The organism is Pseudoalteromonas sp. ASV78 (assembly GCF_047806705.1).
Taxonomy (GTDB): domain Bacteria; phylum Pseudomonadota; class Gammaproteobacteria; order Enterobacterales; family Alteromonadaceae; genus Pseudoalteromonas; species Pseudoalteromonas prydzensis_A.
In genome coordinates this window covers 944,852-964,431 of the sequence record NZ_JBLOPA010000002.1, presented here as the reverse complement: position 1 = coordinate 964,431, position 19,580 = coordinate 944,852, and the positions used below count along the sequence as shown (strand labels likewise).

General features: G+C 39.2%; 21 protein-coding genes. 15 read left to right on the top strand and 6 right to left on the bottom strand.

Annotated elements, in window-relative coordinates; translation table 11 throughout:
* Window positions 1–13 precede the first annotated feature (13 nt).
* From ACMVDV_RS22140 to ACMVDV_RS22115, 6 genes are all read left to right on the top strand, one after another.
* Entirely contained in the window at window positions 14–763 is a 750-nt protein-coding gene (locus ACMVDV_RS22140; protein WP_416159702.1) for a ChaN family lipoprotein, read from the top strand.
* Window positions 764–779: 16 nt separating this feature from the next.
* Window positions 780–1,370: a hypothetical protein gene (locus tag ACMVDV_RS22135; RefSeq protein WP_416159701.1), complete on the top strand. Its 591-nt coding sequence runs from the start codon at window positions 780–782 to the stop codon at window positions 1,368–1,370.
* Window positions 1,371–1,472: 102 nt separating this feature from the next.
* Window positions 1,473–1,739 carry a hypothetical protein gene (locus ACMVDV_RS22130; RefSeq protein ID WP_304182491.1) on the top strand — a complete coding sequence of 89 codons (267 nt, stop codon included), beginning with the start codon at window positions 1,473–1,475 and terminating at the stop codon, window positions 1,737–1,739.
* Between the two features lie 60 nt (window positions 1,740–1,799).
* A complete protein-coding gene (locus ACMVDV_RS22125; RefSeq protein ID WP_416159700.1) occupies window positions 1,800–2,588 on the top strand; it encodes a hypothetical protein in 789 nt (262 codons plus the stop codon).
* Between the two features lie 184 nt (window positions 2,589–2,772).
* The gene (locus tag ACMVDV_RS22120; protein ID WP_416159699.1) at window positions 2,773–3,288 is read left to right on the top strand and encodes a DUF6795 domain-containing protein; all 516 of its coding nucleotides are present in this window, start codon (window positions 2,773–2,775) and stop codon (window positions 3,286–3,288) included.
* Between the two features lie 32 nt (window positions 3,289–3,320).
* Entirely contained in the window at window positions 3,321–4,487 is a 1,167-nt protein-coding gene (locus ACMVDV_RS22115) for a lipase family protein (protein ID WP_416159698.1), read from the top strand.
* A gap of 99 nt (window positions 4,488–4,586) precedes the next feature.
* On the opposite strand, the gene ACMVDV_RS22110 is transcribed toward ACMVDV_RS22115, so the two are convergent.
* Window positions 4,587–5,114, bottom strand: a complete 528-nt coding sequence (locus tag ACMVDV_RS22110; protein ID WP_283708945.1) for a hypothetical protein — start codon at window positions 5,112–5,114, stop codon at window positions 4,587–4,589.
* Between the two features lie 51 nt (window positions 5,115–5,165).
* Between ACMVDV_RS22110 and ACMVDV_RS22105 the strand changes: the two genes are divergently transcribed.
* A complete protein-coding gene (locus ACMVDV_RS22105) occupies window positions 5,166–5,525 on the top strand; it encodes a DUF1294 domain-containing protein (RefSeq protein ID WP_416159697.1) in 360 nt (119 codons plus the stop codon).
* Window positions 5,526–5,569: 44 nt separating this feature from the next.
* Window positions 5,570–6,766, top strand: a complete 1,197-nt coding sequence (locus ACMVDV_RS22100; RefSeq protein ID WP_416159696.1) for an iron-containing alcohol dehydrogenase — start codon at window positions 5,570–5,572, stop codon at window positions 6,764–6,766.
* A 44-nt stretch (window positions 6,767–6,810) separates the two neighbouring features.
* Here ACMVDV_RS22100 and ACMVDV_RS22095 read toward each other — a convergent pair whose 3' ends face one another.
* Window positions 6,811–7,896, bottom strand: a complete 1,086-nt coding sequence (locus tag ACMVDV_RS22095) for a rhomboid family intramembrane serine protease (protein WP_416159695.1) — start codon at window positions 7,894–7,896, stop codon at window positions 6,811–6,813.
* A gap of 334 nt (window positions 7,897–8,230) precedes the next feature.
* Complete coding sequence (locus ACMVDV_RS22090) at window positions 8,231–9,625, bottom strand: PLP-dependent aminotransferase family protein (RefSeq protein ID WP_416159694.1); 1,395 nt, start codon at window positions 9,623–9,625, stop codon at window positions 8,231–8,233.
* Window positions 9,626–9,713: 88 nt separating this feature from the next.
* On the opposite strand from ACMVDV_RS22090, the gene ACMVDV_RS22085 reads away from it, so the two are divergent.
* Together ACMVDV_RS22085 and ACMVDV_RS22080 are read left to right on the top strand one after the other, a co-directional pair.
* Window positions 9,714–10,340 (top strand): LysE family translocator, encoded by a 627-nt coding sequence (locus tag ACMVDV_RS22085; protein ID WP_416159693.1) that lies wholly within the window; start codon window positions 9,714–9,716, stop codon window positions 10,338–10,340.
* Window positions 10,341–10,349: 9 nt separating this feature from the next.
* Window positions 10,350–10,784 (top strand): GNAT family N-acetyltransferase, encoded by a 435-nt coding sequence (locus tag ACMVDV_RS22080; protein ID WP_416159692.1) that lies wholly within the window; start codon window positions 10,350–10,352, stop codon window positions 10,782–10,784.
* Window positions 10,785–10,867: 83 nt separating this feature from the next.
* Here ACMVDV_RS22080 and soxR read toward each other — a convergent pair whose 3' ends face one another.
* Window positions 10,868–11,350, bottom strand: a complete 483-nt coding sequence (gene soxR, locus ACMVDV_RS22075) for a redox-sensitive transcriptional activator SoxR (RefSeq protein WP_304182501.1) — start codon at window positions 11,348–11,350, stop codon at window positions 10,868–10,870.
* Between the two features lie 99 nt (window positions 11,351–11,449).
* Between soxR and ACMVDV_RS22070 the strand changes: the two genes are divergently transcribed.
* The 3 genes from ACMVDV_RS22070 to ACMVDV_RS22060 are packed head-to-tail and all read left to right on the top strand — an operon-like array spanning window position 11,450 to window position 13,086.
* Window positions 11,450–11,914 carry a flavodoxin family protein gene (locus ACMVDV_RS22070; protein WP_064664583.1) on the top strand — a complete coding sequence of 155 codons (465 nt, stop codon included), beginning with the start codon at window positions 11,450–11,452 and terminating at the stop codon, window positions 11,912–11,914.
* Window positions 11,915–11,962: 48 nt separating this feature from the next.
* On the top strand, window positions 11,963–12,487 hold the full coding sequence (locus tag ACMVDV_RS22065; RefSeq protein WP_304182502.1) for a DsrE family protein: 525 nt from the start codon (window positions 11,963–11,965) through the stop codon (window positions 12,485–12,487).
* Window positions 12,487–13,086, top strand: a complete 600-nt coding sequence (locus tag ACMVDV_RS22060) for an SGNH/GDSL hydrolase family protein (RefSeq protein ID WP_416159691.1) — start codon at window positions 12,487–12,489, stop codon at window positions 13,084–13,086. The genes ACMVDV_RS22065 and ACMVDV_RS22060 overlap by 1 nt, the downstream gene beginning before the upstream one ends.
* Here ACMVDV_RS22060 and ACMVDV_RS22055 read toward each other — a convergent pair.
* Window positions 13,083–13,757 (bottom strand): LytR/AlgR family response regulator transcription factor, encoded by a 675-nt coding sequence (locus ACMVDV_RS22055; RefSeq protein WP_416159690.1) that lies wholly within the window; start codon window positions 13,755–13,757, stop codon window positions 13,083–13,085. The genes ACMVDV_RS22060 and ACMVDV_RS22055 overlap by 4 nt on opposite strands.
* Window positions 13,754–15,034 carry a sensor histidine kinase gene (locus tag ACMVDV_RS22050; protein WP_416159689.1) on the bottom strand — a complete coding sequence of 427 codons (1,281 nt, stop codon included), beginning with the start codon at window positions 15,032–15,034 and terminating at the stop codon, window positions 13,754–13,756. The genes ACMVDV_RS22055 and ACMVDV_RS22050 overlap by 4 nt, the downstream gene beginning before the upstream one ends.
* Before the next feature lie 517 nt (window positions 15,035–15,551).
* On the opposite strand from ACMVDV_RS22050, the gene ACMVDV_RS22045 reads away from it, so the two are divergent.
* Both ACMVDV_RS22045 and ACMVDV_RS22040 read left to right on the top strand, forming a co-directional pair.
* Window positions 15,552–16,424: an ABC transporter ATP-binding protein gene (locus ACMVDV_RS22045; protein WP_416159688.1), complete on the top strand. Its 873-nt coding sequence runs from the start codon at window positions 15,552–15,554 to the stop codon at window positions 16,422–16,424.
* Window positions 16,415–19,573, top strand: a complete 3,159-nt coding sequence (locus ACMVDV_RS22040; protein ID WP_416159687.1) for a M1 family aminopeptidase — start codon at window positions 16,415–16,417, stop codon at window positions 19,571–19,573. The genes ACMVDV_RS22045 and ACMVDV_RS22040 overlap by 10 nt, the downstream gene beginning before the upstream one ends.
* Window positions 19,574–19,580: the final 7 nt, after the last annotated feature.

Genomic DNA, 19,580 nt, shown 5'->3' with positions numbered 1-19,580 from the left:
ACAAGGATAGGTAATGAATAAAATAAACACGGATGTAAATTACAAAACAATGGCCGGCAATGCTCGTCTAGTTATGCTGGGCGAATCAAGCCATAATCCCGCAATTTACAAATATGAAGCGATTAAGGCGCTTAAGCAACTAAAAGCTGCAGGTTTTACCCACTTTGCAATAGAAATGTTACCTCGCTCTATGCAAGATAAAGTTGAGTTTTATCAACGCACAGGCAGCGGCTTCAATTTTATTCAACAATACTTTGATGAATACTGGGCTAGGGGTTATTTAGTACCTCAAGCTTACGGTGAATTAGTCAAAGCCGCGAGAGAAGTCGGTTTAAAAATTATAGCTTTGGATTTGACCTTAGAAGAGATGGATGTAATTGATTCATCCTGTGGTTTTGATAATGCTGAAGCAAAAAGATGCTTTGATAGTCACACAGTAAGGAATCTGGTTTGGGCTCAAAATATAAATGCTATCTTAAATCAGTCGAATCAAAATCGTGTAGTTGCTTATATGCATCGTTGGCATGCAGTAAGGGCTGCTGGTTATCAGGAGGGGCTAGATACTCTTGTTAAGGTGGGTGGTGTATCAACTATCAGGTTTATAGATTTCATTGGTGGAACTGCATGTTACTCGCAAAGGAGTTGCCAAGGTTACTCAGATGAAAAAATAGAGCTTAAACGCCAATATTTTTATAGAGAAGGCTTCCCATTTAAAAGTGCAGTAAAAAGCTATCAAGTGCATTTACCAGAGAATAGCATTTAATCAAGGGAATATAGTTGTGAACAAAATAATAGTGACTCTTGTGTGCTGTACAGTAGTTTTAAGCTCCCGCTTATTAGCTGGAACTTTTTTTCCAGAGCATGATATTAATGATCCTAATTTGCCTAAGAATACAGTGATGCTGCAATGCAAAAAAAGCTTGATGTATGCGCCTAGACAGCTCGAAATGTGGTGTGAAAGAGCTTATGAAATGGGGTACTGGCAGGCACTTGAAGTTATAGGTTTACATACAGGTGATGGAAGTCGTTATATCGCTGAAGCTCAAAAACATGCTGAAAATGGTGATCCGGATGGGGTTTTAGCATTGGCTTTTTTATACGAGTCCGGACGTTTTGTTACTCAGGATCTGCACAAATCGATTGCTTTATATAATCAATATTTAAACGACAACCAAGATATTGAAGAGGAAGAAATGAGAGTAGCCAGCACTCATGAAGATCTCTATTTGATATATACAGAGTTAGGTGATTTTGAAAAGGCAGCTGAACAAAAACGTTTTTTAGATGAAAGTAATTATATTGAAAGTAAAGACGCTATATTAAAAAAACAAATGCAAGAAGCGGGTATATCTATAGATTCATATCAATAAACTACGATTTTAGTAATTTATAGATTAATTTTAACACGACAGATTTAATTGAAATTAGTAAGGAGCTATGAACACCTTAATTTAAGGGGGATAGAAATAATTATGGAACAACAACACCAACAAACACTAACCAATCTTGTATACGATATATACGAGAACCCTAACTTAATTGAAGAGCATCAACCGCTTATTCAGCCGTTACTTAGCGATTTAGTTGCAAGTGCGCCCACGGGCTTTGAAGGCATGGCGACGATGATTAATACCCACGTTTCAAACGGGTTTAAGTTTAAAAACCCTAAAATACAAAAGTTTGAGCTTGAGTCGGGTTTATTAAAGCTGAAAACCTACTTTCAAAAAATAAATCGCTAATTAGTTAAGTATTAACCAAAACACTGGGAGTATTGTTTTGGCTGCAATCAAGGATGATCAATGACACTCATAAACACCTGTATTTTAATGCTGTTTTTACAGCCTTTATTTGTTTATTTAGCCCTTTTTAAACAGTCAAAACACAGTATTGAGCCCAAAAGCTCGTTAGATAATGAAGATTCAATGTTTTTATTTATCGCCCCAGGTTTATCGGTTTTTTACCTTGATCAGTTTTGGGTCGCACTGCTTTATTTAGGTAGTGTGTGCTTATTGGGTGTATTGCTAGCTAAAATTGTAGAAAGTAAAGCAAACAAGCGATTGACCAGAGATGACTCAATAGGGTTTGTGGTCGCAAGTTTTATCTTTTTTGGAATAATAAAGTTAATTATTGTTGCGACAGCTTATTTTTTTACCGATGACTCTACACATGCGATAACACAAAATTTAAACCCAGCAGAAGAACCCTCATTGACGATTAGCCAAATGTTTAGTGTGGATTATTTGTATAGCCAGTTTAAGCCTACGGTTTATTTTTTAGCATTAATGGTAGTGACCTTAGTACTCAAAATTATCGAGCATAAGTTTTCATTAAAAGATGCTCTATCAGGCATACTCATTATGCTCTGTGCTTTATTGGCGGGTATTTCCCCCTTATTTGGTGATGCCTTTATTTTAGGATTAATTGCTAACTTTTTTATCTTTTTCATTTTTTGTTCTATGTGTATCGAAATAGATAAAATAGCGGATGCATCAGGTGGAGCTATTGCGTTTTTGTATGGCTATATATTGATGATGGGGCTTGGGTTTAGTGTGATTTGTAAGTTTGTTTATGAGGTGTTTTTTAGTTAAGTGTCATTATTAATGCTCATTTTTTATGCTAAACACTTGCAGTTAACCTTGTACCTAATTAGAATTGATTTTAGTCGGGCGGTAATGCCATTAAGCTTAAAACTTAATAATGTAGAGCCTAAAACACTATTAAACAGCAATATGGAAAGTGTATTGTGAGGCTAGTTTAAGGAGATTGTGTATCTTGTTAACACGTTTAAAAGTTTCTTTATTGGTAATTGCATCTATTACCATTGTTTTTTTTACTTCAACACAGGCTTTGGCAGATATGTTTGGTTTTTTTAATAAACAAGAATTTGTTTTATCAGCTCCTGTAAAAGGGCAGTTATTGGATAATGGGCAGCCCATTGCTAACACTAAAGTTATTCGTTCACTCACTTATGGTGATGAATATGTAGATGAAGCAATAACGGATGCGAGTGGTTATTTTTCTTTTGCAGAAAAAACCATTAAAACGGCTAAACCTTCTAGCATGTTTGATAATGAATCGTTGATTCAGCACATCTATTTAGAAAATGGCACACCTGAAGGTATTGTTTTGTGGGCTGTTAGAGTTATTTTACATGAACAAAGTGAAACATTAGAAAGACTACTTGCAGATTTAGTTTGTGATGTTTCTGAACAACCAAAGACATACGATATACCTATTAAAGAAGATACAAGTCATACTTTCGCAATCTATACATCATGCAAACTTTAACCTTTTGACATAATCATTTAAAGGGAACTTATATGAATACTTTAACACCTACACAAGCAGTGCAATTGGCGTCTTTAGCCTATGACGCAAAAGAAATGAAAAGCACAAAATTAGTGAATGGGCTTTTACATTCCTCTTTGCGTGGAAATTTTAATTTTTCTGTTAATTCGGGCGCGATACAAGGTGTATCGGGTGGCTTTTTTTCACACTTATTTAATTTAAGCACTGGCTTTGGATTAGTTGGACACGGGGAAGGTGCTTTTAAAGGTGACTCCGTTATTGCTATTAGAGGCACAGCGTCATTACGTGATGGTTTGACTGATGGCAACTTTGGTTTAAGTGGTGGCTCAAATGGTAGCATGGTGCATGCTGGGTTTAATAAAACGTTTTATACGATGAAACCGGCACTTCAAGAATTTATTACTGCTAATATTAGAGATAAAATTAATGGCTGTGTTCATGTTGTTGGCCACAGCTTAGGTGGTGCTTTAGCGAGTTTATCTGCGGACTGGATCAAAGCTGAATACTCTTTGCCTGTTAAGCTTTATACCTTTGGCTCACCTCGAGTAGGTTTAGATGGTTTTGCCAGAGCCGCAACATCAAGGATTGATAAGGTTTATCGCTGCACACATGGTGCGGATCCTGTTGCTAAAGTGCCATTATGGCCGTTTGCACACGTACCATATAATGGCCAAGAGATCCGTCTGGATAATGGCCAAGGCTTAAAAGGAGCTGCGCATAAATTAAATGGCACACCTGGCTATATCAACACCGCCAATAGCAATGATTGGCGAAATTTAACCGTACAAGCTAATCACTTTTTAGCAACGCCTGTACGTTTAGATTTTGCAGACAGGAATCAAGCTTCATTTAATTCACATTGGTCAGATAAATTAAGTGCGGCCTTAATCACTTTATTAAAAGATGCGGGTTATTACAGTGCTGTTGTTGCACAAGCAAGTATTGGCACAGGTTTAACCTTTTACGATATGTTGGCGCGCACTTTAGATAAAATAGCGAAAGCCTCGGCTTCTTTTGCATCACAAACACTCGGTTTACTCGGACATATGTTAGTGTTTGCCGGAAAGGTTATTAGTACAGCCGTAGAATTAACTTACAGTTTTATTCGTTGGGTTTTCGATTCAACCTTAGGTGCTTTATATCAAGCAGCTAAAGACGGCTTAAATGGTTTAGGTTGATTTTTCAAAAGGGCTGTTTAGTTATAAAACAGCCCTTGTAAATACGCCTAATAGTTAACTCAATCTATATGCGCTTTGTAGATCTTAGCTGCTGGTTTTTTATTTAAAAATAACCTGTTTGTTACTGCGAGTGTAAATACGTTTTTCAGGTTTTGTCCATTCGCCTTTTTTTAAATAAGAGGTAGAGACGATAAATTGGCCATCTTTAAAATCACTGGTCGATTTAACTTTTGTGATCCCTTCTTTAGACCCTGTTACCGTTTCGTACGCCACAAATTGAGTTGGGCTCAATACGTTCATAGTGCCTTGTGTATAAAAACCTGCGGTGGTGAAGTAATAAAATACCAATGACTGTTTTTTGCTGTCCCAAAAAATCATTGATTCACCGCCATATTCTCCTTCATTAATAGAGTGAGCGGTTCGAATGGCTTTACCATTGAGCGCACGTTCCCAGCGGCCTACATCTTGAATTTTTGGTTTGTTATCGCCAACATCAAAATCAGCTTGCCATGTACCAAGGTAGGGTTTAAATACTTCCAGCTCTGGCGCTAAATCAGTCGCTTGGGCGTGACTAGCCCCAGCGCAGAACAAGCAAAAAGATAGTAAAAGTGTTTTTAGATATGACATAATTGCAGCCTATTTTTAGAGTTATTTTATTGTAGTATAGGCGAGAGTTCTTTGATTAAAAAAACATTATTGCTTTTTTCTGTTAGTTTTTTAGCTGTATTAGTGATTGGCGGACTGCTTGGCTATTGGCCTTATTTTGTGGCGAGTATTTACGGCACTATGAGTAGTATTACGTTTTTAGTGTATAAATGGGATAAACGGTTAGCAATAGAGTCAACTGAGCAACCTATTAGAGTACCGGAGCGCAGTTTACATATTTTAGCCTTATTGTGTGGTTGGCCGGGAGCGCTTATTGCCCAGCAATGGTTAAGGCATAAATCGCAAAAACGGGCATTTATTGCTGTGCTTTGGTTAACCATTTTGATTAATTGCAGCGTTTTGACCGGTGTCTATTATTGGCAATTCATGTAGATTGGTGCATTATCAGCTGACATAGAATAACCCTCTTTGAGCTTATGCGTATTCTCTATCGTGGTTACCATTTTATTTTAAAATGCATCGTTATCTTTATTGGCATTCCAAATCCTACTTTATATCAAGGTATTGCGGGGTTTAAACAATGGCTGCTATTGCTTAAACCCGTTAGGCCTATTTTTGTTGTAACCGATAACACGTTAAAAAATTTAAAGGTGATTGAGCCTATTCTTGCTCACCTCGATGAACAGCAAATCCCTTGGCAGTTATTTAGTGATGTAAATGCTAACCCTACGGTCAACAACGTTGAAGACGGGTTATTACTCTACCGACAGTATCAATGTGAATGTATTATCGCGATAGGTGGTGGCTCAGTGCTTGATTGTGCCAAGCTAATTGCTGCTCGAACGGTTCAACCTAATAAGTCGGTTGCCCAGCTCAAAGGTTTGTTTAAAGTTATCAACAAGCTCCCGACTTTGTGCGCTATTCCAACAACAGCAGGAACAGGCTCAGAGACAACGGTAGCGGCAGTGGTTAATGACCCCAGTGCGCAGCAAAAATATGCGGCAACAGATTTTACTTTAGTACCAAGTGACGCTGTATTGATCCCTGAGTTTACTCAATCAGTACCTGCACATATCACAGCGACTACAGGTATTGATGCGCTTACGCATGCAATAGAAGCCTATGTGGGTATTAATGGTTTGGCCTTTAGTAATAAACGATCATTGATGGCGATTGAGCTTATTTTAAAAAATTTACTGATCGCATATAAAAATGGTGATGATTTAGCCGCGCGTGAAAATATGCTATTAGCTTCATTTTATGCGGGTCAGGCATTTACTCGCGCATCGGTTGGCTATGTTCATGCCATTGCCCATCAGTTTGGTGCTCAATATGGTACGGCGCATGGCTTGGCTAACAGTGTGGTATTGATGCCGGTTTTGCGCTTTTATGGCAGTACTATAGATAATAAATTAGCGGAGATCGCTGATTATTGTCAGCTAACCAGTTTGCAGCAAACGCGCACTGAGAAAGCCGCAACGTTTTTAGTTACACTCGAGCAGTTACTCACTGATTTGGCAATTCCACGCTACTTAGAAGAAGTTAAACGCACTGACATCCCTTTATTAGCGAAGTCAGCCATAGCAGAGGCAAATTGGAATTATCCGGTGCCAAAGTTTATGAGCGAAGCGCAGTGCCAAGTGATTATTAGTAAAGTCAGCACGGATAAGTAAATAAAGCAACCTTCCGATCATCGATAGGAAGGTTGTAGCTATTGCTAGCGTTTTATTTGTGCTTCGGGTTGGTTTAGTAATTTAAGAATAGGATTGTGCTCAGTAATTTTTGATTTAAGTACAAAGCCAATTAACAATCCTGCGATAAAGCCACCAATATGCGCACCATAATCAACGCCGTCGGGTGCTGCAAGCATGCCAAAAATGTTGATTGCTAACCAAATAACAAAAAACCACACTGCCGATAATTTCTTTTGATAAATTATAAACATAAAAGTAAGACTGGCGTGTCTAAACCACATTAAGTACATGCCAAATAGTCCTGCGATTGCACCACTGGCACCAACGCTTGGAATGGTGGAGCTTGGCTGAACGATAAAGCTTGCAAAGGAGGCCGCTAAACCACAAACCATATACCAAAACAGAAACTTTTTATGACCAAGTACATCTTCAAGGTTGTCGCCGATAATATACAAAAAGTACATATTGCCAACTAAGTGCAGTATAGAGCCATGTAAAAATACGCAAGTTACAACCGTCCAAAGGTGTTCGCCTTGCGATAACTTACTAGGATTCATAGCAAATAAATCAAGCGTCATTGCAAACGCAGTTGTGTTAAAAAAGTACAGCGTAAAAATAATTGCGTTCAAAGCGATTAAACTGCGCGTAACCCACGGTGTTTGTTTGGGTTTGAGATTATATTCAACAGGCATTTGCGTTAAAAACTGAAAGAGATAGGTTTTCCAGCTGATTGTTTTATTTAGTTTATCGAGGCTGGCTTTGAGCTTAGGGCTATGCTCGACACTTTCTAATTGATTTTTTTCAATCCAACTGCCATTGCAGTGACGGCATACATCAATCTCAGTATGAAAATCTTCTAATAGATGAAAACGTTCAAGATTCTTATTGCAATCAGGGCAGTCAAGCTTGGAAATACCTAATGATTCACCAAAATGAGTTTCGTATTTTTCACCGATTGGCCCTTCGTTTATCTCAGCAATCATACGGTTTACTTCATTTTTTTCAAACCATAAGCCACCGCATTCGCGACAGATATCTATCTCTTCACCTTGATAATGAGTAATATCCAAAGGGTGATCTTTACAGTGCGGGCAACGTTTAGTTGGCATTATCAGTCTCCTTTAATGAGCCGATAATTATATCGTTTTGCTTTAATTCTTGTTGTAGATTTAATGTACTAGAACTTAGCCGTGGTAGTGTTTGTTGGATCGATTCCAATTGATATCTCCTTTATCACTTCACTTCCTTTTTGAGCGCGATAGGCTACTTGAATTCTGTGGTTTTAACAATCAGTTGATGGTAATTTGCTGCATATTTTAGGTAAGGTGTTTTGAATTAGAAGAAAATACAAGGGGTTGGATTCATTTATATTATTTAGAAGTATTACGTTGTCTAAATACTGTGGTTATTCACATTATGGAGAGCTCATGTATATCCCATTTTTTAAATAACCACCTCAAATGTTTGATTAAATTGCTTTAAAGCGGCTTCTACGCGGGTTACGCCTAAGTCAAACTCAGCTCGAGTTGCAGGCCCGCCTAGGGTGAGGCGAACACCATTTGGACTATCCGCTTTTAGGGCTGGAACGTCGCGGATAAAGGCGTCTAACGTCCTTACTATTACCTTATGCGCTTTTAATACGCCGCAAAACTCAAACATATTCTGCGACTGGGCTAAGGGAATATACACATTTAAACTGGCAAACTGAGCATCTATCTCATAAGTTTCAAGCAGCTTTTTTATTTGTTCAATACGATAGCGTATCTCATCTGCAAGCTTAGTTTGATTATAAGTAAACTCATTACTTTTAATGGCGCGCATTATTAACTCAAAATTCATTGAGGAAACAGCCCAACATTCGCTATGCAGTTGTTTTAAAATCGGTTGCTCCCAAAGCATCGGAGGCAACAAGTAACCGGCTCTAAGCCCGCCTGCAAAATATTTTGAAAAGCTTGAAATATAAAACACCCGATCAGGTGCTTGCTGCCATAATGGTAATCGCCAATACTCAGGCAAACAGTAATTTACGTCATCTTCAATGATGAAAAAGTTATACCGGCGACTCAGCGCCAGCAGGGCGTTTAAATTGTCACTGCTATAGCGAATATTTGTGGGGTTTTGACAGTTTGGTGTGATATACACCGCTTTAATTGTGCGCGACTTACACAAGGCTTCAATTTGGTTAAGATCAATTCCTTCGTTATGCATATCGACTTGCGCTAATGATAGTTTAAGTGAGTGACAGGCATGATAAAAACCTGGGTAGCACATAGATTCTGTGATGACAGTATCGCCACTTTCACACAAGGTTGCTAGTGTTGTGAATATTCCTTGCTGAGCGCCTTGGGTAAATATCAGTGGATGATTTAAGCAATCAAACCCCTTATTTGCCAGCCATTGTTTAAAAAATCGCTGATGTGAGGCAAGCCCATTGAGTTTATAAACCATCACATCTGTTAATGCACTTTGATCCTCTGACAACGATTGCAGGGCATTCGTCATAACATGCTGTTGCCCCATCATCGGTTGCATGCTTGAGGCAAAGTCTGTGTCGCCCTCAAAATGACTTAACTCCGCTACTTTACTTACAAAGGTGCCAGCCCCTAATTTTGCAGTAACCAATCCTCGTTGCTCAAGCAATGCATAAGCACGAGTTACTGTGCCATGTGTAATATTTAAGCTGTCAGCGAGTAGCCGTTGGGCCGGTAATTTTTGCTCAAAGGACAGCATTTTGCTGTCAATAGCGTGTTCAATTAAAGCGGCTAATGCGCGATATTTGGGTTGGGTGTCACATAGGCGACTAAACAGAGTGTGATCAGGTTTGTAAATTGTATTCATAACAATAAAAATGTTGATGATTTTATATAATTATGACAATTAATAGTTATTAAACAACCATAATATTGTATCAATACAATTAATCATTATGAATACAGTTAATGTTTTTGAGCTTGCACCTGCTCTCATGCTATTTTGTTTTGCTGCGTCAATCACGCCGGGGCCTAATAACATTTTGCTTACTCACTCAGGCACACATTTTGGCGTGACTAAAACCCTGCCGCACTTATTGGGTATTCGAGCTGGTATGACGATAATGCATTTAGCAATGCTATTAGGATTAGGAAAACTTTTTTTAATGCAGCCAAAACTGCATTTTTTTCTACAGCTTTGTGCCAGTGGTTATATTTTATATTTAGCATACAAGGTGGCTAGTAGCTCTCAAATGAAAGGAGAGAATGCTCAAGCGAGGCCTTTAAATTTCTACCAAGGCATGCTTTTTCAGTTGATCAATCCTAAGTCATATGCCGTGTTAATGACACTTTGTACCGCACTTACTTTACCTGGGAGCGCCTATTGGCCTTCTGCAATTTTGGGCGTGGTTATTTTTAATCTTGTCGCGGCTTGCTCAGGTTTGTTTTGGGTGAACTTTGGCAAATACATGCGACAATTTTTAAATAAGCCAACTACCTTTAAACGTTTTAATTGGGTTATGTCATTATTTCTTGCGGCATCAATACCATTAGTCTTTATATCAAAATCGAACACGTTATAAGGAGTTGAAATGAAATTTACTCAGCAATTGTCAGCACAACAATTTACCCAAGCGTTTGAGTTTTTATCTGAGCGAAGTTATTGGAGTAAAGGCATTAGTCGTGAACGGTTAGAAAAAGCGTTCGCACATTCACTGTGCTTTGCATTAATTGAAAATAACCAGCTGCTGGCATTTGCAAGAGTGGTGACTGACCGAGCTACTTTCGCCAACTTATTGGATGTATTTGTGTTAGAGCAATTTAGAGGACAAGGGTTGGGTAAAACGCTGATGGATCATGTAATGAGCCACCCTGAGTTGCAATCGTTGCGCCGTTTTACACTGGCAACAAGAGACGCTCATTCGCTTTATCAACAATTTGGTTTTCAAAGCCAAGTAAACCCCAATCTCGCAATGGAAAAATGTTTAGTTGGCGGGTACTCAACTGTATTAAAACGGCAAAATTAAGTACGGATTGAACGTTTTAATGTGTGCAGTTAAACTCGCCGATTGTGAACTGGCAAAACCTGCTACTGCGTCACTACTTTAATTTACCCATTGTTTAATTCTTTTTGAGGGTTATTCAAAAGCACAGCCCCGCTTTGTTCCTCACCTAAGTAATCGTCTTTATTGTAAATAGGGCACTTGGTCATTGACAGGCAACCGCAGCCGATGCAGCCGTCAACTCGCTCGCGTAGGCGCTGCATAAAAGCAATCCGTTCATCAAGTTGTGCTTGCCAGTTTTTTGATAGTGCTGACCAATCTTCTTTAGTTGGGGTACGTTGCTCGGGCAAAGTTGCCAGTGTTTGTTTTATTTCTTCAAGCGTTATGCCCATTGTTTGCGCTGCTTTGATCACGGCTACGCGGCGCAGTACATCGGGTTTATAGCGGCGTTGGTTGCCGTTGTTACGCCAGCTGCGTATTAACCCTTTGGTTTCGTAAAAGTGCAGTGTTGATACTTTTACGCCGCTGCGTTTAGCCACATAACCTACCGTTAAGTTAGCTTCGACGAGTTGTTTTTGTTGAACGGTCATAGTTTTGCTTCTTTTTAAAAAATTTACAGATTGTTTATTGACCTTAAGTTAGCTTGAGGTTTTAAGCTTTGCTCCATCATAAAAAAAGGAGCTAACCCAATGCAAGAAAAATCAGCACATAACACTGCAATCATTTATTCAAGTGGCCGTAAAAATGGTAATACTACCGCGCAAGCGAATGCGTATAGCAAGCAACAAAGTGGCATTGTTTTTTGCTTAGATGATTATGTTATTTCACCTTATCGTTATGACAAGCAATATAAAAATGATGATTTTTATAATTTGTTTGAAGTGTTATTACGTTATGATCATTGGGTGTTCGCATCCCCTGTGTATTGGTATAACACTACGCCACAAATGAAGGCGTTTATGGATAGGATCACAGATTACATGGATGACGAGGCGTTAAAACCTAAGCTTAGAACCTTGCGCCAAAAACAGTTTTCACTGTTGTCTAATGCTACTTCTCCCTCAGCGCCAGACGCATTTATAGCTATGTTTAAACATACCTTTAATTATCTAGGGATGACTTTTAAAGCACATTCACATGTTCAGGCTAGTTAAATAGTGGTAATCGAGTTAGGCTAAACAAAAAAGTAAAAAGGATGCTTTATGAAAACGTTACTTTTAGGCTTTAGCCTTCTTATAACTAGCTTAACAACGATCGCTGCTGAGCCAACTCCTGTTATCAAAGATTTTGGTTATTTTTACAATGTAGCAAAGCATGTGTCGGACTTAAGCCAAGCGCAGTTTAAAATTGCCTTTGATGTAGGGGATGGTGCTGAAAAAGGCGCGCAAAATAATCACATTAATTCGTTAGCGCGTTTTATTAATATGCATGTGGCTCATGGTGTGAAGCCAGAAAACATTCAGCTGGCGTTAGTTATACACGGTGGTGCGAGTGTTGATGTGCTTGAAAACAGTTTTTATAAAGCCCGCTTTGATACTGATAATAAAAACCAATCCTTGCTCAAACAGCTGCTTGCGAATAACACCGTTGTGTATGTGTGTGGGCAGTCGGCAATGCATATGAAGGTAGCGCCGGAGCAGCTTATCCCTGGGGTGAAAATGGCGCTTTCTGCAATGACCGCTCATGCGCAGTTACAGCAGCAAGGCTATACGCTGAACCCGTTCTGATGAATATTCTGTGTTTTGGCGACTCCAATACCTTTGGAATTTCCCCTATTGATGGTAAACGGCTGACTGAAACTGAGCGCTGGCCGGGCATACTTGCAAAATTGCTAGGCTCAGAACACCAAGTGATTGAAGCGGGGCAGCCAAATAGAACCTTAGTTAAAGATCCGCCATTTAGTGGTGATAAATCAGGCATTAAGTATTTAAAAGCGTATCTGGAAGCGCACACAGTTGATGTAATTATTATTCAGCTTGGTACTAATGATTTAAAAGCACGCTTTACACTTTCTGCTATCGATATTACACAGGCGCTGGAGGAGTTGATTTTAGCTATTAAAGCTTTTTATCACGGCCAAACACAGCCAAAAATAATCATCTTGAGTCCGCCAAAGGTGTATGAAGTGGGCAACTACAAAAACATTTACGCAGGTGCAAGCAATAAAGCAAAGCAATTATCTATAGAGTTTAAAATAGTGGCAGGTCGTCAAGATTGTTTGTTTATAGACGGCTTTGCACTTATCTCTGCATGTCCTAATGAGGGAGTACATTGGCCTTGTAAAACGCATAAGCTGCTTGCAAAGCGCTTATTAGCATTATTTTAAAGTAGGGTACGAGAGAGCTCTTTATATGATTTGCCAATTTTAATAATAGCCCCACTACTGAGTTCAACATATTCATTGTTAACAGCAATTACCTTACTTTTATTAATTAAGTACGATTTATGAATTTGTATAAATGAACCTGCTAGCTGCTGAGAAAGCTGCTTCAGTGTTGTTGTGGCAAGTGTGGTGTTGTGTACCTGATGCAACTTTACATAATTACCGTAGGCTTCAAGGTACTCAATAGTATCTAAGGTGAATTTACGTTTTTCTCGGTCAACCTTGAGGGTAATAGTTTTGGGTTGTTGAGTTAAAGGCTGTGCAGTGCGTTGGTACACTTTGTTGAGTGCCTGGCTCAGCCTTGGTGCTGAAACAGGCTTAAGCAAATAGTCAGTTACATTCAGCTCAAAGCCGGCTACGGCATAGTCTTGATAGGCACTCACTATGATCACTTGCGGAGGAGCCGCGAGTGCTTTTAATAGCTCAAGCCCTGTTAACTCTGGCATATTAATGTCTAAAAAAACTAACTCAATGTCTGATTTCGCCAGCGCACATAAGGCATCCTTAGCGCTATAGTATTGGCCAATCAGATTAATATTGCTGTGTGCTGTTAAATGATGTTGAATTACTTGATGCGCCAGTGGCTCGTCATCAACGATGATTGCTTTTATCATTTTGACAGCTCCAATGTCAGTGTTGTTTGCCAAATTTCCTCTTGCTCATATGTTGTGAGTGAATGTTTATTTGGGTATAAAAGTTTTAACCGTCTTAGTAGATTGTTAAGCCCGATCCCCCGTTTGTTTTTGGCCATTTTAGGTCTAATTGGGTTTGCGCAATAAAGCGTTAATATGTTGTCATTGATAGTAATTTTAATCGTTATTGCTGCTGCATCTGAGCTGGGTTCAACACCGTGTTTTATGGCATTCTCAACGATAATAATCAGTAGTAACGGCGCTATGTTAAACGTCTCTGAATTGCTTGGCCAAACTAGATTAAATTTACATTGATGAGCACTTCTAATTTTGTGTAATTCGATAAAGTTTTTAAGATAGTCTAGCTCTTTTGCTAATGGAACAGATGGCTTTTGACCTTCATAAACGGTGTATCGCAGTAAATCAGCTAAATGCAGCACTAATTGCGGTGCTTGGTCTGATTTTGTCAGTGTAAGTGCATATAAGTTATTTAAAGTATTAAATAAAAAGTGTGGATTAACTTGTTGTTGTAGTAATTTTAGCTCGGTTTGGACTTGTTGCTTGGCGATTTCATTAAACTTACTTTGTTGCTGTTGGCGCTCAAACGCTAAAATAATGGGGGTGCTTATAACAAGAAAGAGCAGCATAAACTGATAGTTATACTTACTAAAAATGTTTTGGTTGCCACTGGGTGTTAGGTTTGCAATGCTTGTGGGTAGATCATTTATAGGTAGGGTAAGCACTATTGCGGTTAATAAAGGGGTCAAAACCGCTATAAAAATTATGCATGCAGCGACAAAGGTAAACACGCCGTGAGTCGCGAGTAAATGACGAATAAGGATATAGCGGTTAAATAGATACAGGCCATAAATAATCACTGCATAAACGCTCAGTTGCCAAAAATAAGCAAAAAATTGGCTAAACTGGGAAACTATTTTACTGGGTTCAAAAATCAATGCGAAAGGTTGATTTAGTAAAGGATTATCATGCGTATTGAGTACTCCAGCAATGGTAAATGACCAGCAAAAGAGTATTATCAGCACCACATTATCTAACGATATTAATGAACTAAGCCATTGGCTGACGAGTGATTTTTGAACCGTTATGGTGCGCTGAGATATCAGCCATATAATGCTCGCGCCAGTGCATAAAATCCAACCTTGCAGTTCAAGATAATGCCAATTGGCAAATTGTGAAAACACCGTATTTACTGTGTACATTAAGGCAGGGTAAGCGATAAAGCCTAACAACCAGATCATAACAGCCAGCCTTGCTGATCGCTTAAATGCCATAACATGCGCAATGAAAAAAGGCAGGCACTCTAACAGTAGCTGCGCATTTATTTGTAAGTAAAGTGTAGGTGAGCTGAGCCTTAAAGATAGGTAGCGTATGTGGGCTTCAAGCAAAACAGCAGCAAAAAGAGGCAGCAATGCAATAACATATTTTACCTTAATCCGCTGTGATACAAAGGAAATAACCGCCTGCACATTTAACTCCAATTTAAATTCAGTTGATATATTACTTTAACCTTTAAGAGCCTAAAACACATCTTTGCGCTCGTAAATTTACATTTTTAGAGTTCATAATTACTCAAACTATGGGGCAGTTTAGTGTTTATGCTGTTTAAAACACGCAGATAATGATGAAAGTGAGGTTTTTAATGACAAGTGCCAAATGGTTACTTTTATCCCTTAGTTTTAGGTGTTGATCATTACTTGCTAGCTGATTGTATAGCTGTTGCTTAGTGTGACTATTCGTCAATTGAGGAACATAACGATGCTAACACTTACAAATATTAATAAAAAATATGCAGATGGGACGCAAGCATTAAGTGATATTTCCATTACTTTACCAACCGGAATGGTTGGTTTACTTGGGCCAAATGGCGCGGGTAAGTCAAGCCTAATGCGCACGCTTGCTTGTTTGCAAAGCGTTGATAATGGTCAGGTGAATTTTAACTGTTTAGATGTGTTGCAACATCCCGATGAAATGCGCAAGCAACTAGGCTATTTACCGCAGCAATTTGGTGTTTATCCAAATATGAGTTGTATTGCTTTGCTGGAGCATATCGCAATTTTAAAGGGCCTGGGTAGAAAAGAGCGGAAGCAGCAAATAAGTGATCTCTTAGTGCTGTTAAACTTATCTCAATTTGCAAGTAAAAAGGTGAGTCACTTTTCTGGTGGGATGAAACAACGCTTTGGTATTGCTCAAGCGTTGCTAGGTGATCCTAAGCTGATTATTTTAGATGAACCAACCGCTGGGCTAGACCCCGCAGAGCGTGAAAGTCTCAATAATTTACTCGTAACTATTAGTAAGCAGCGTCTGGTGCTGTTATCTACCCATATTGTGGAAGATATAGAAAATCAGTGTCATTTTGTAGCGATGATCAATCAAGGTCGGTTAATTCAAAGTGGCGAAGTAGATGCACTAATAAAACCATTACATGGTTATGTATGGCTGCTAAAAAGCCTTCCTACCGCATTACCCCAAGGGGCCGTTGTATTAAGCCAAAGTTATCGATACGGCAAACCGTTATTTCGTGTTTATGCCAGAGTGGCGCCCGCTGAACATGCAATACCTGCTGAAGTGACGCTGCAAGATACATACTTTTATGAGTTGAGATCGCGAGGTAGTAACACATGCGACTGATCAACGAACTAGCTTATGTGTTTCGCCAGCCTTTGGTTTGGCTTTGCTTTTTAGCCGCCCCGCTATTTGCGTTTACATTAGCATCAGGTTTAGCCGTCGAAGATAGCGACATTATAAACCAATTTAAGCTCCATTTAGTTGCACTACACATGATGCAACTAGCTTTACTTACAGGAGCTTTAGCACCGACATTTTTTTTGCGTGATCAAATACACAATATGCAAGAGCTGGTGGCAGTGACGCCTATCACGTTTAAACAAAGTGCATTGCTACGTGTAGGTACGTTGGTGTTGTGTGTGTTTGTGATTGCGCTTATCAGTACGCTGGTAATGGTGGTTATGCAAATACATAGCAAAGGTTTTGACTGGCAAATTATCAACCAACTGGCTTGGAACAGCCTGTTTGTGTTGCTTCCTAATAGTTGCTTGCTTGGCGTAATTGCATTTTGGTTTTGCCAAAAATTCAGCAGTGCTCTGGTGAACTATGTTGTATTTGCGGTTTTATGGATTGGTTACTTACTGCTTGCAAGTGTTACAGGCAATCCCATATTAGCGGGAAGTAGTATTATCAGCGAAACTAGTTATCAACTGTTTGTATGGTTAGATCCTTTCGCATACACCGCGATTATAGGTAGCTTTATTGAGCCTCAGGGCTGGGCTATAGCCGTTAATCGGGTGCTGATATTGTTACTCACAACCGTTATCTATTGTAGTGCGGTTGCTGCGAGTAGCGTTTTTAGCTCGTTCAATAAGCCAGTAAAAAATGCACTGAGCTATTCACAGTCAGTGACAGTAGCAAGTGTTTCGTACCAACCCGCGAGTGCAATAAACCATGAACTGCCGATATTTTTCGCATTTTATAAAGCAGCGCTTTGCAATGTTTTAAAACACCCAATGACACTATTAATTTTATTAGTTTGGCCTGCCATGGTTTTCAATAGTGTTGCCTCTTCTGCTGATTATGCAGAGCCGCTGAGTGTAATAAGCGCAACCAGCATCGATGCAATTAGTCACTATGCGTTTGATATGCAAATACTGTTTGGGTGTTTATTGATGGTGCTTTGGAGCTGGCAGGTAAGCTGTTATGCAAAGCGTTTTAATATGGCTGAGTTAATCGCTGTAACGCCAGTTAAAACGGCCACTATTTTATCTAGTCAATTACTGATACTGACTACATTAGTTATTATTTTTTCAACGATGAGCTTTGTTGGTGCTTCTTTGGCGCAGTGGTTTAATGGTAGTCAATATCAAGCGTATGATCATGTATATGTGCTATGTTTAACGGCACTGCCGCTGATGCTAATTGCATGGGTAACGGTGTGTGTGTTTAATCTTTGTCGTTCAATACTGATTGCAGCACTGGTTGTTTTTGTAATGTTATTACTCAAATTTACACCGGTTATGACTTACTTAGGACTCACTCATACATTTTGGAGTCTAGCTTGGACCCCCTTACAACCACCTAATGAATTTTGGCAATATCGTGCAAGTTTGAATAGTTATTGGCCATATATGTCGGTGTGGTTGGTGGCCTGCATAAGCTTTATATTGCTAAGTTGCGCATTTAATCATCGCGGTGCAGGGCTTGGCAGGCGTGCTGTTAAGCGAAAAGATGCATGGTTAATTATGCCAGTACTTCTCTCAATCGGTCTATTTGTGCAATTACATATGCGTTTGGTTTACGAAAAGCCGCTCACCAATTCACATAAACGTGAAGCCTTTAAAGCCAATTATGAAAAAACCTTTGCAGATTGGCAGCATAAATTGCAACCTCAGGTTAGCCATATTGATGCAAAAATTGACTTTTATCCACATCAGCAGTTTGCCAAGTTTGATCTTACGTACACCTTAAAGAATCCGCATGCAAGGGCAATTAAGCAAATTTTAGTCGGCAGAGCGGGATTTTATAAGTGGGCGAAGGTGAAGATTGCAGGTGCGACACAAATCGCTTTTTATCCTGACTTAAATCAAGCTGTGTATGAGTTTGCAGTAGCAATAAAACCGCATGAGACACGGCAATTAACAACACAATTTGAAGTACATCAAGCAAAGTTGTGGCCAGCTGGTGGGCATCAAATCATTACCCCAGAGTTTAGCTATATTCGAGCAGTTCCGGTGCTGCCAACCATTGGCTATCAAATCAACTATGAGTTAACAGATACAAGCTTACGAGCTCAATATGGTTTGCAACCAAAGGTTCGCCCTTTAGCTTCAGCGTTACTTACTAAAGGGCAAAATAGACCAGAGCACTATGAGCGCATAACGATGTCGAGCACAGTATCAACGGCAGCAGGATATCAAATAGTGACACAGGGAAAGCAACTTACACATCAACTTGAACAGGGCCGTGAAATTTTTAAGTTTAAAACATTGTCTGCCATTAATAACTTACCAGCTTGGCTGTCAGTGCCTTTTACTGCTGAAATTAAAAAATATGACGGTGTTAACTTACAAGTATTCGCAAAAAATCAAGATGTGCTTGAGCGTGCAGATGCAACCGCCGTTAATTTACAAGCGATCAGCGACACACTTGATTGGTTTAAAAATAATATTGTTGCGTATAAAGCCAAGCAATTGAGCTTAGTTGCTGCTGCGCCGTTTGGGAGTACTGGCTATGCCTTACCGCAAATTATACTAATTGAAGATAAAGTGGGTTTTAGGGCTCGACCAAGCGATGATGCTGGCTTTGATCAGCGTTATCGCCGTGCAGTGCATGAAACTGCGCATCAGTGGTTTGGTCATGATATTGGTAATAGTGTGCCTGCAGACAGTGCTTTTTTAGTTGAGTCGATGGCCAAATATATCGAATTAGTGATCATAGAAAAGCGCTACGGTAAAGCCGCTATGAACGCATTAGTTGATTATGAAACAAAGCGCTACAAGCAAGTATCGCGTATGGATATTGCCGCTAAAATGGCGTTGATTGATTCAACAAAAAGCTATGATCAATACTCAAAAGCAACGATCGTATTTGCTAAGTTAAGAGCTGAAATAGGCGATGAAGCTATAATTAGCGCACTTAAATCAGTATGGCAAGAGTATGCGTATCCAAACCGACCTGCAACGGCAATGGATTTTATTCAGGTGTTAAAACAACAAGTTGAAGCACAGCATATTGCACTTATCAATACGCTGTTTTTAGATGTTTGAACGAACT

What these genes read in the sequence shown, in the direction of transcription:
- ACMVDV_RS22050 (WP_416159689.1), bottom strand. Translation starts at nt 15,034, where the DNA reads ATGATCTGGTTGTTAGGCTTTATCGCTTACCCTGCCTTAATGTACACA.
- ACMVDV_RS22080 (WP_416159692.1), top strand. Translation starts at nt 10,350, where the DNA reads ATGAAATTTACTCAGCAATTGTCAGCACAACAATTTACCCAAGCGTTT.
- ACMVDV_RS22125 (WP_416159700.1), top strand. Translation starts at nt 1,800, where the DNA reads ATGACACTCATAAACACCTGTATTTTAATGCTGTTTTTACAGCCTTTA.
- soxR (WP_304182501.1), bottom strand. Translation starts at nt 11,350, where the DNA reads ATGACCGTTCAACAAAAACAACTCGTCGAAGCTAACTTAACGGTAGGT.
- ACMVDV_RS22100 (WP_416159696.1), top strand. Translation starts at nt 5,570, where the DNA reads ATGCGTATTCTCTATCGTGGTTACCATTTTATTTTAAAATGCATCGTT.
- ACMVDV_RS22060 (WP_416159691.1), top strand. Translation starts at nt 12,487, where the DNA reads ATGAATATTCTGTGTTTTGGCGACTCCAATACCTTTGGAATTTCCCCT.
- ACMVDV_RS22115 (WP_416159698.1), top strand. Translation starts at nt 3,321, where the DNA reads ATGAATACTTTAACACCTACACAAGCAGTGCAATTGGCGTCTTTAGCC.
- ACMVDV_RS22070 (WP_064664583.1), top strand. Translation starts at nt 11,450, where the DNA reads ATGCAAGAAAAATCAGCACATAACACTGCAATCATTTATTCAAGTGGC.
- ACMVDV_RS22055 (WP_416159690.1), bottom strand. Translation starts at nt 13,757, where the DNA reads ATGATAAAAGCAATCATCGTTGATGACGAGCCACTGGCGCATCAAGTA.
- ACMVDV_RS22110 (WP_283708945.1), bottom strand. Translation starts at nt 5,114, where the DNA reads ATGTCATATCTAAAAACACTTTTACTATCTTTTTGCTTGTTCTGCGCT.
- ACMVDV_RS22130 (WP_304182491.1), top strand. Translation starts at nt 1,473, where the DNA reads ATGGAACAACAACACCAACAAACACTAACCAATCTTGTATACGATATA.
- ACMVDV_RS22140 (WP_416159702.1), top strand. Translation starts at nt 14, where the DNA reads ATGAATAAAATAAACACGGATGTAAATTACAAAACAATGGCCGGCAAT.
- ACMVDV_RS22065 (WP_304182502.1), top strand. Translation starts at nt 11,963, where the DNA reads ATGAAAACGTTACTTTTAGGCTTTAGCCTTCTTATAACTAGCTTAACA.
- ACMVDV_RS22045 (WP_416159688.1), top strand. Translation starts at nt 15,552, where the DNA reads ATGCTAACACTTACAAATATTAATAAAAAATATGCAGATGGGACGCAA.
- ACMVDV_RS22090 (WP_416159694.1), bottom strand. Translation starts at nt 9,625, where the DNA reads ATGAATACAATTTACAAACCTGATCACACTCTGTTTAGTCGCCTATGT.
- ACMVDV_RS22085 (WP_416159693.1), top strand. Translation starts at nt 9,714, where the DNA reads ATGAATACAGTTAATGTTTTTGAGCTTGCACCTGCTCTCATGCTATTT.
- ACMVDV_RS22095 (WP_416159695.1), bottom strand. Translation starts at nt 7,896, where the DNA reads ATGCCAACTAAACGTTGCCCGCACTGTAAAGATCACCCTTTGGATATT.
- ACMVDV_RS22040 (WP_416159687.1), top strand. Translation starts at nt 16,415, where the DNA reads ATGCGACTGATCAACGAACTAGCTTATGTGTTTCGCCAGCCTTTGGTT.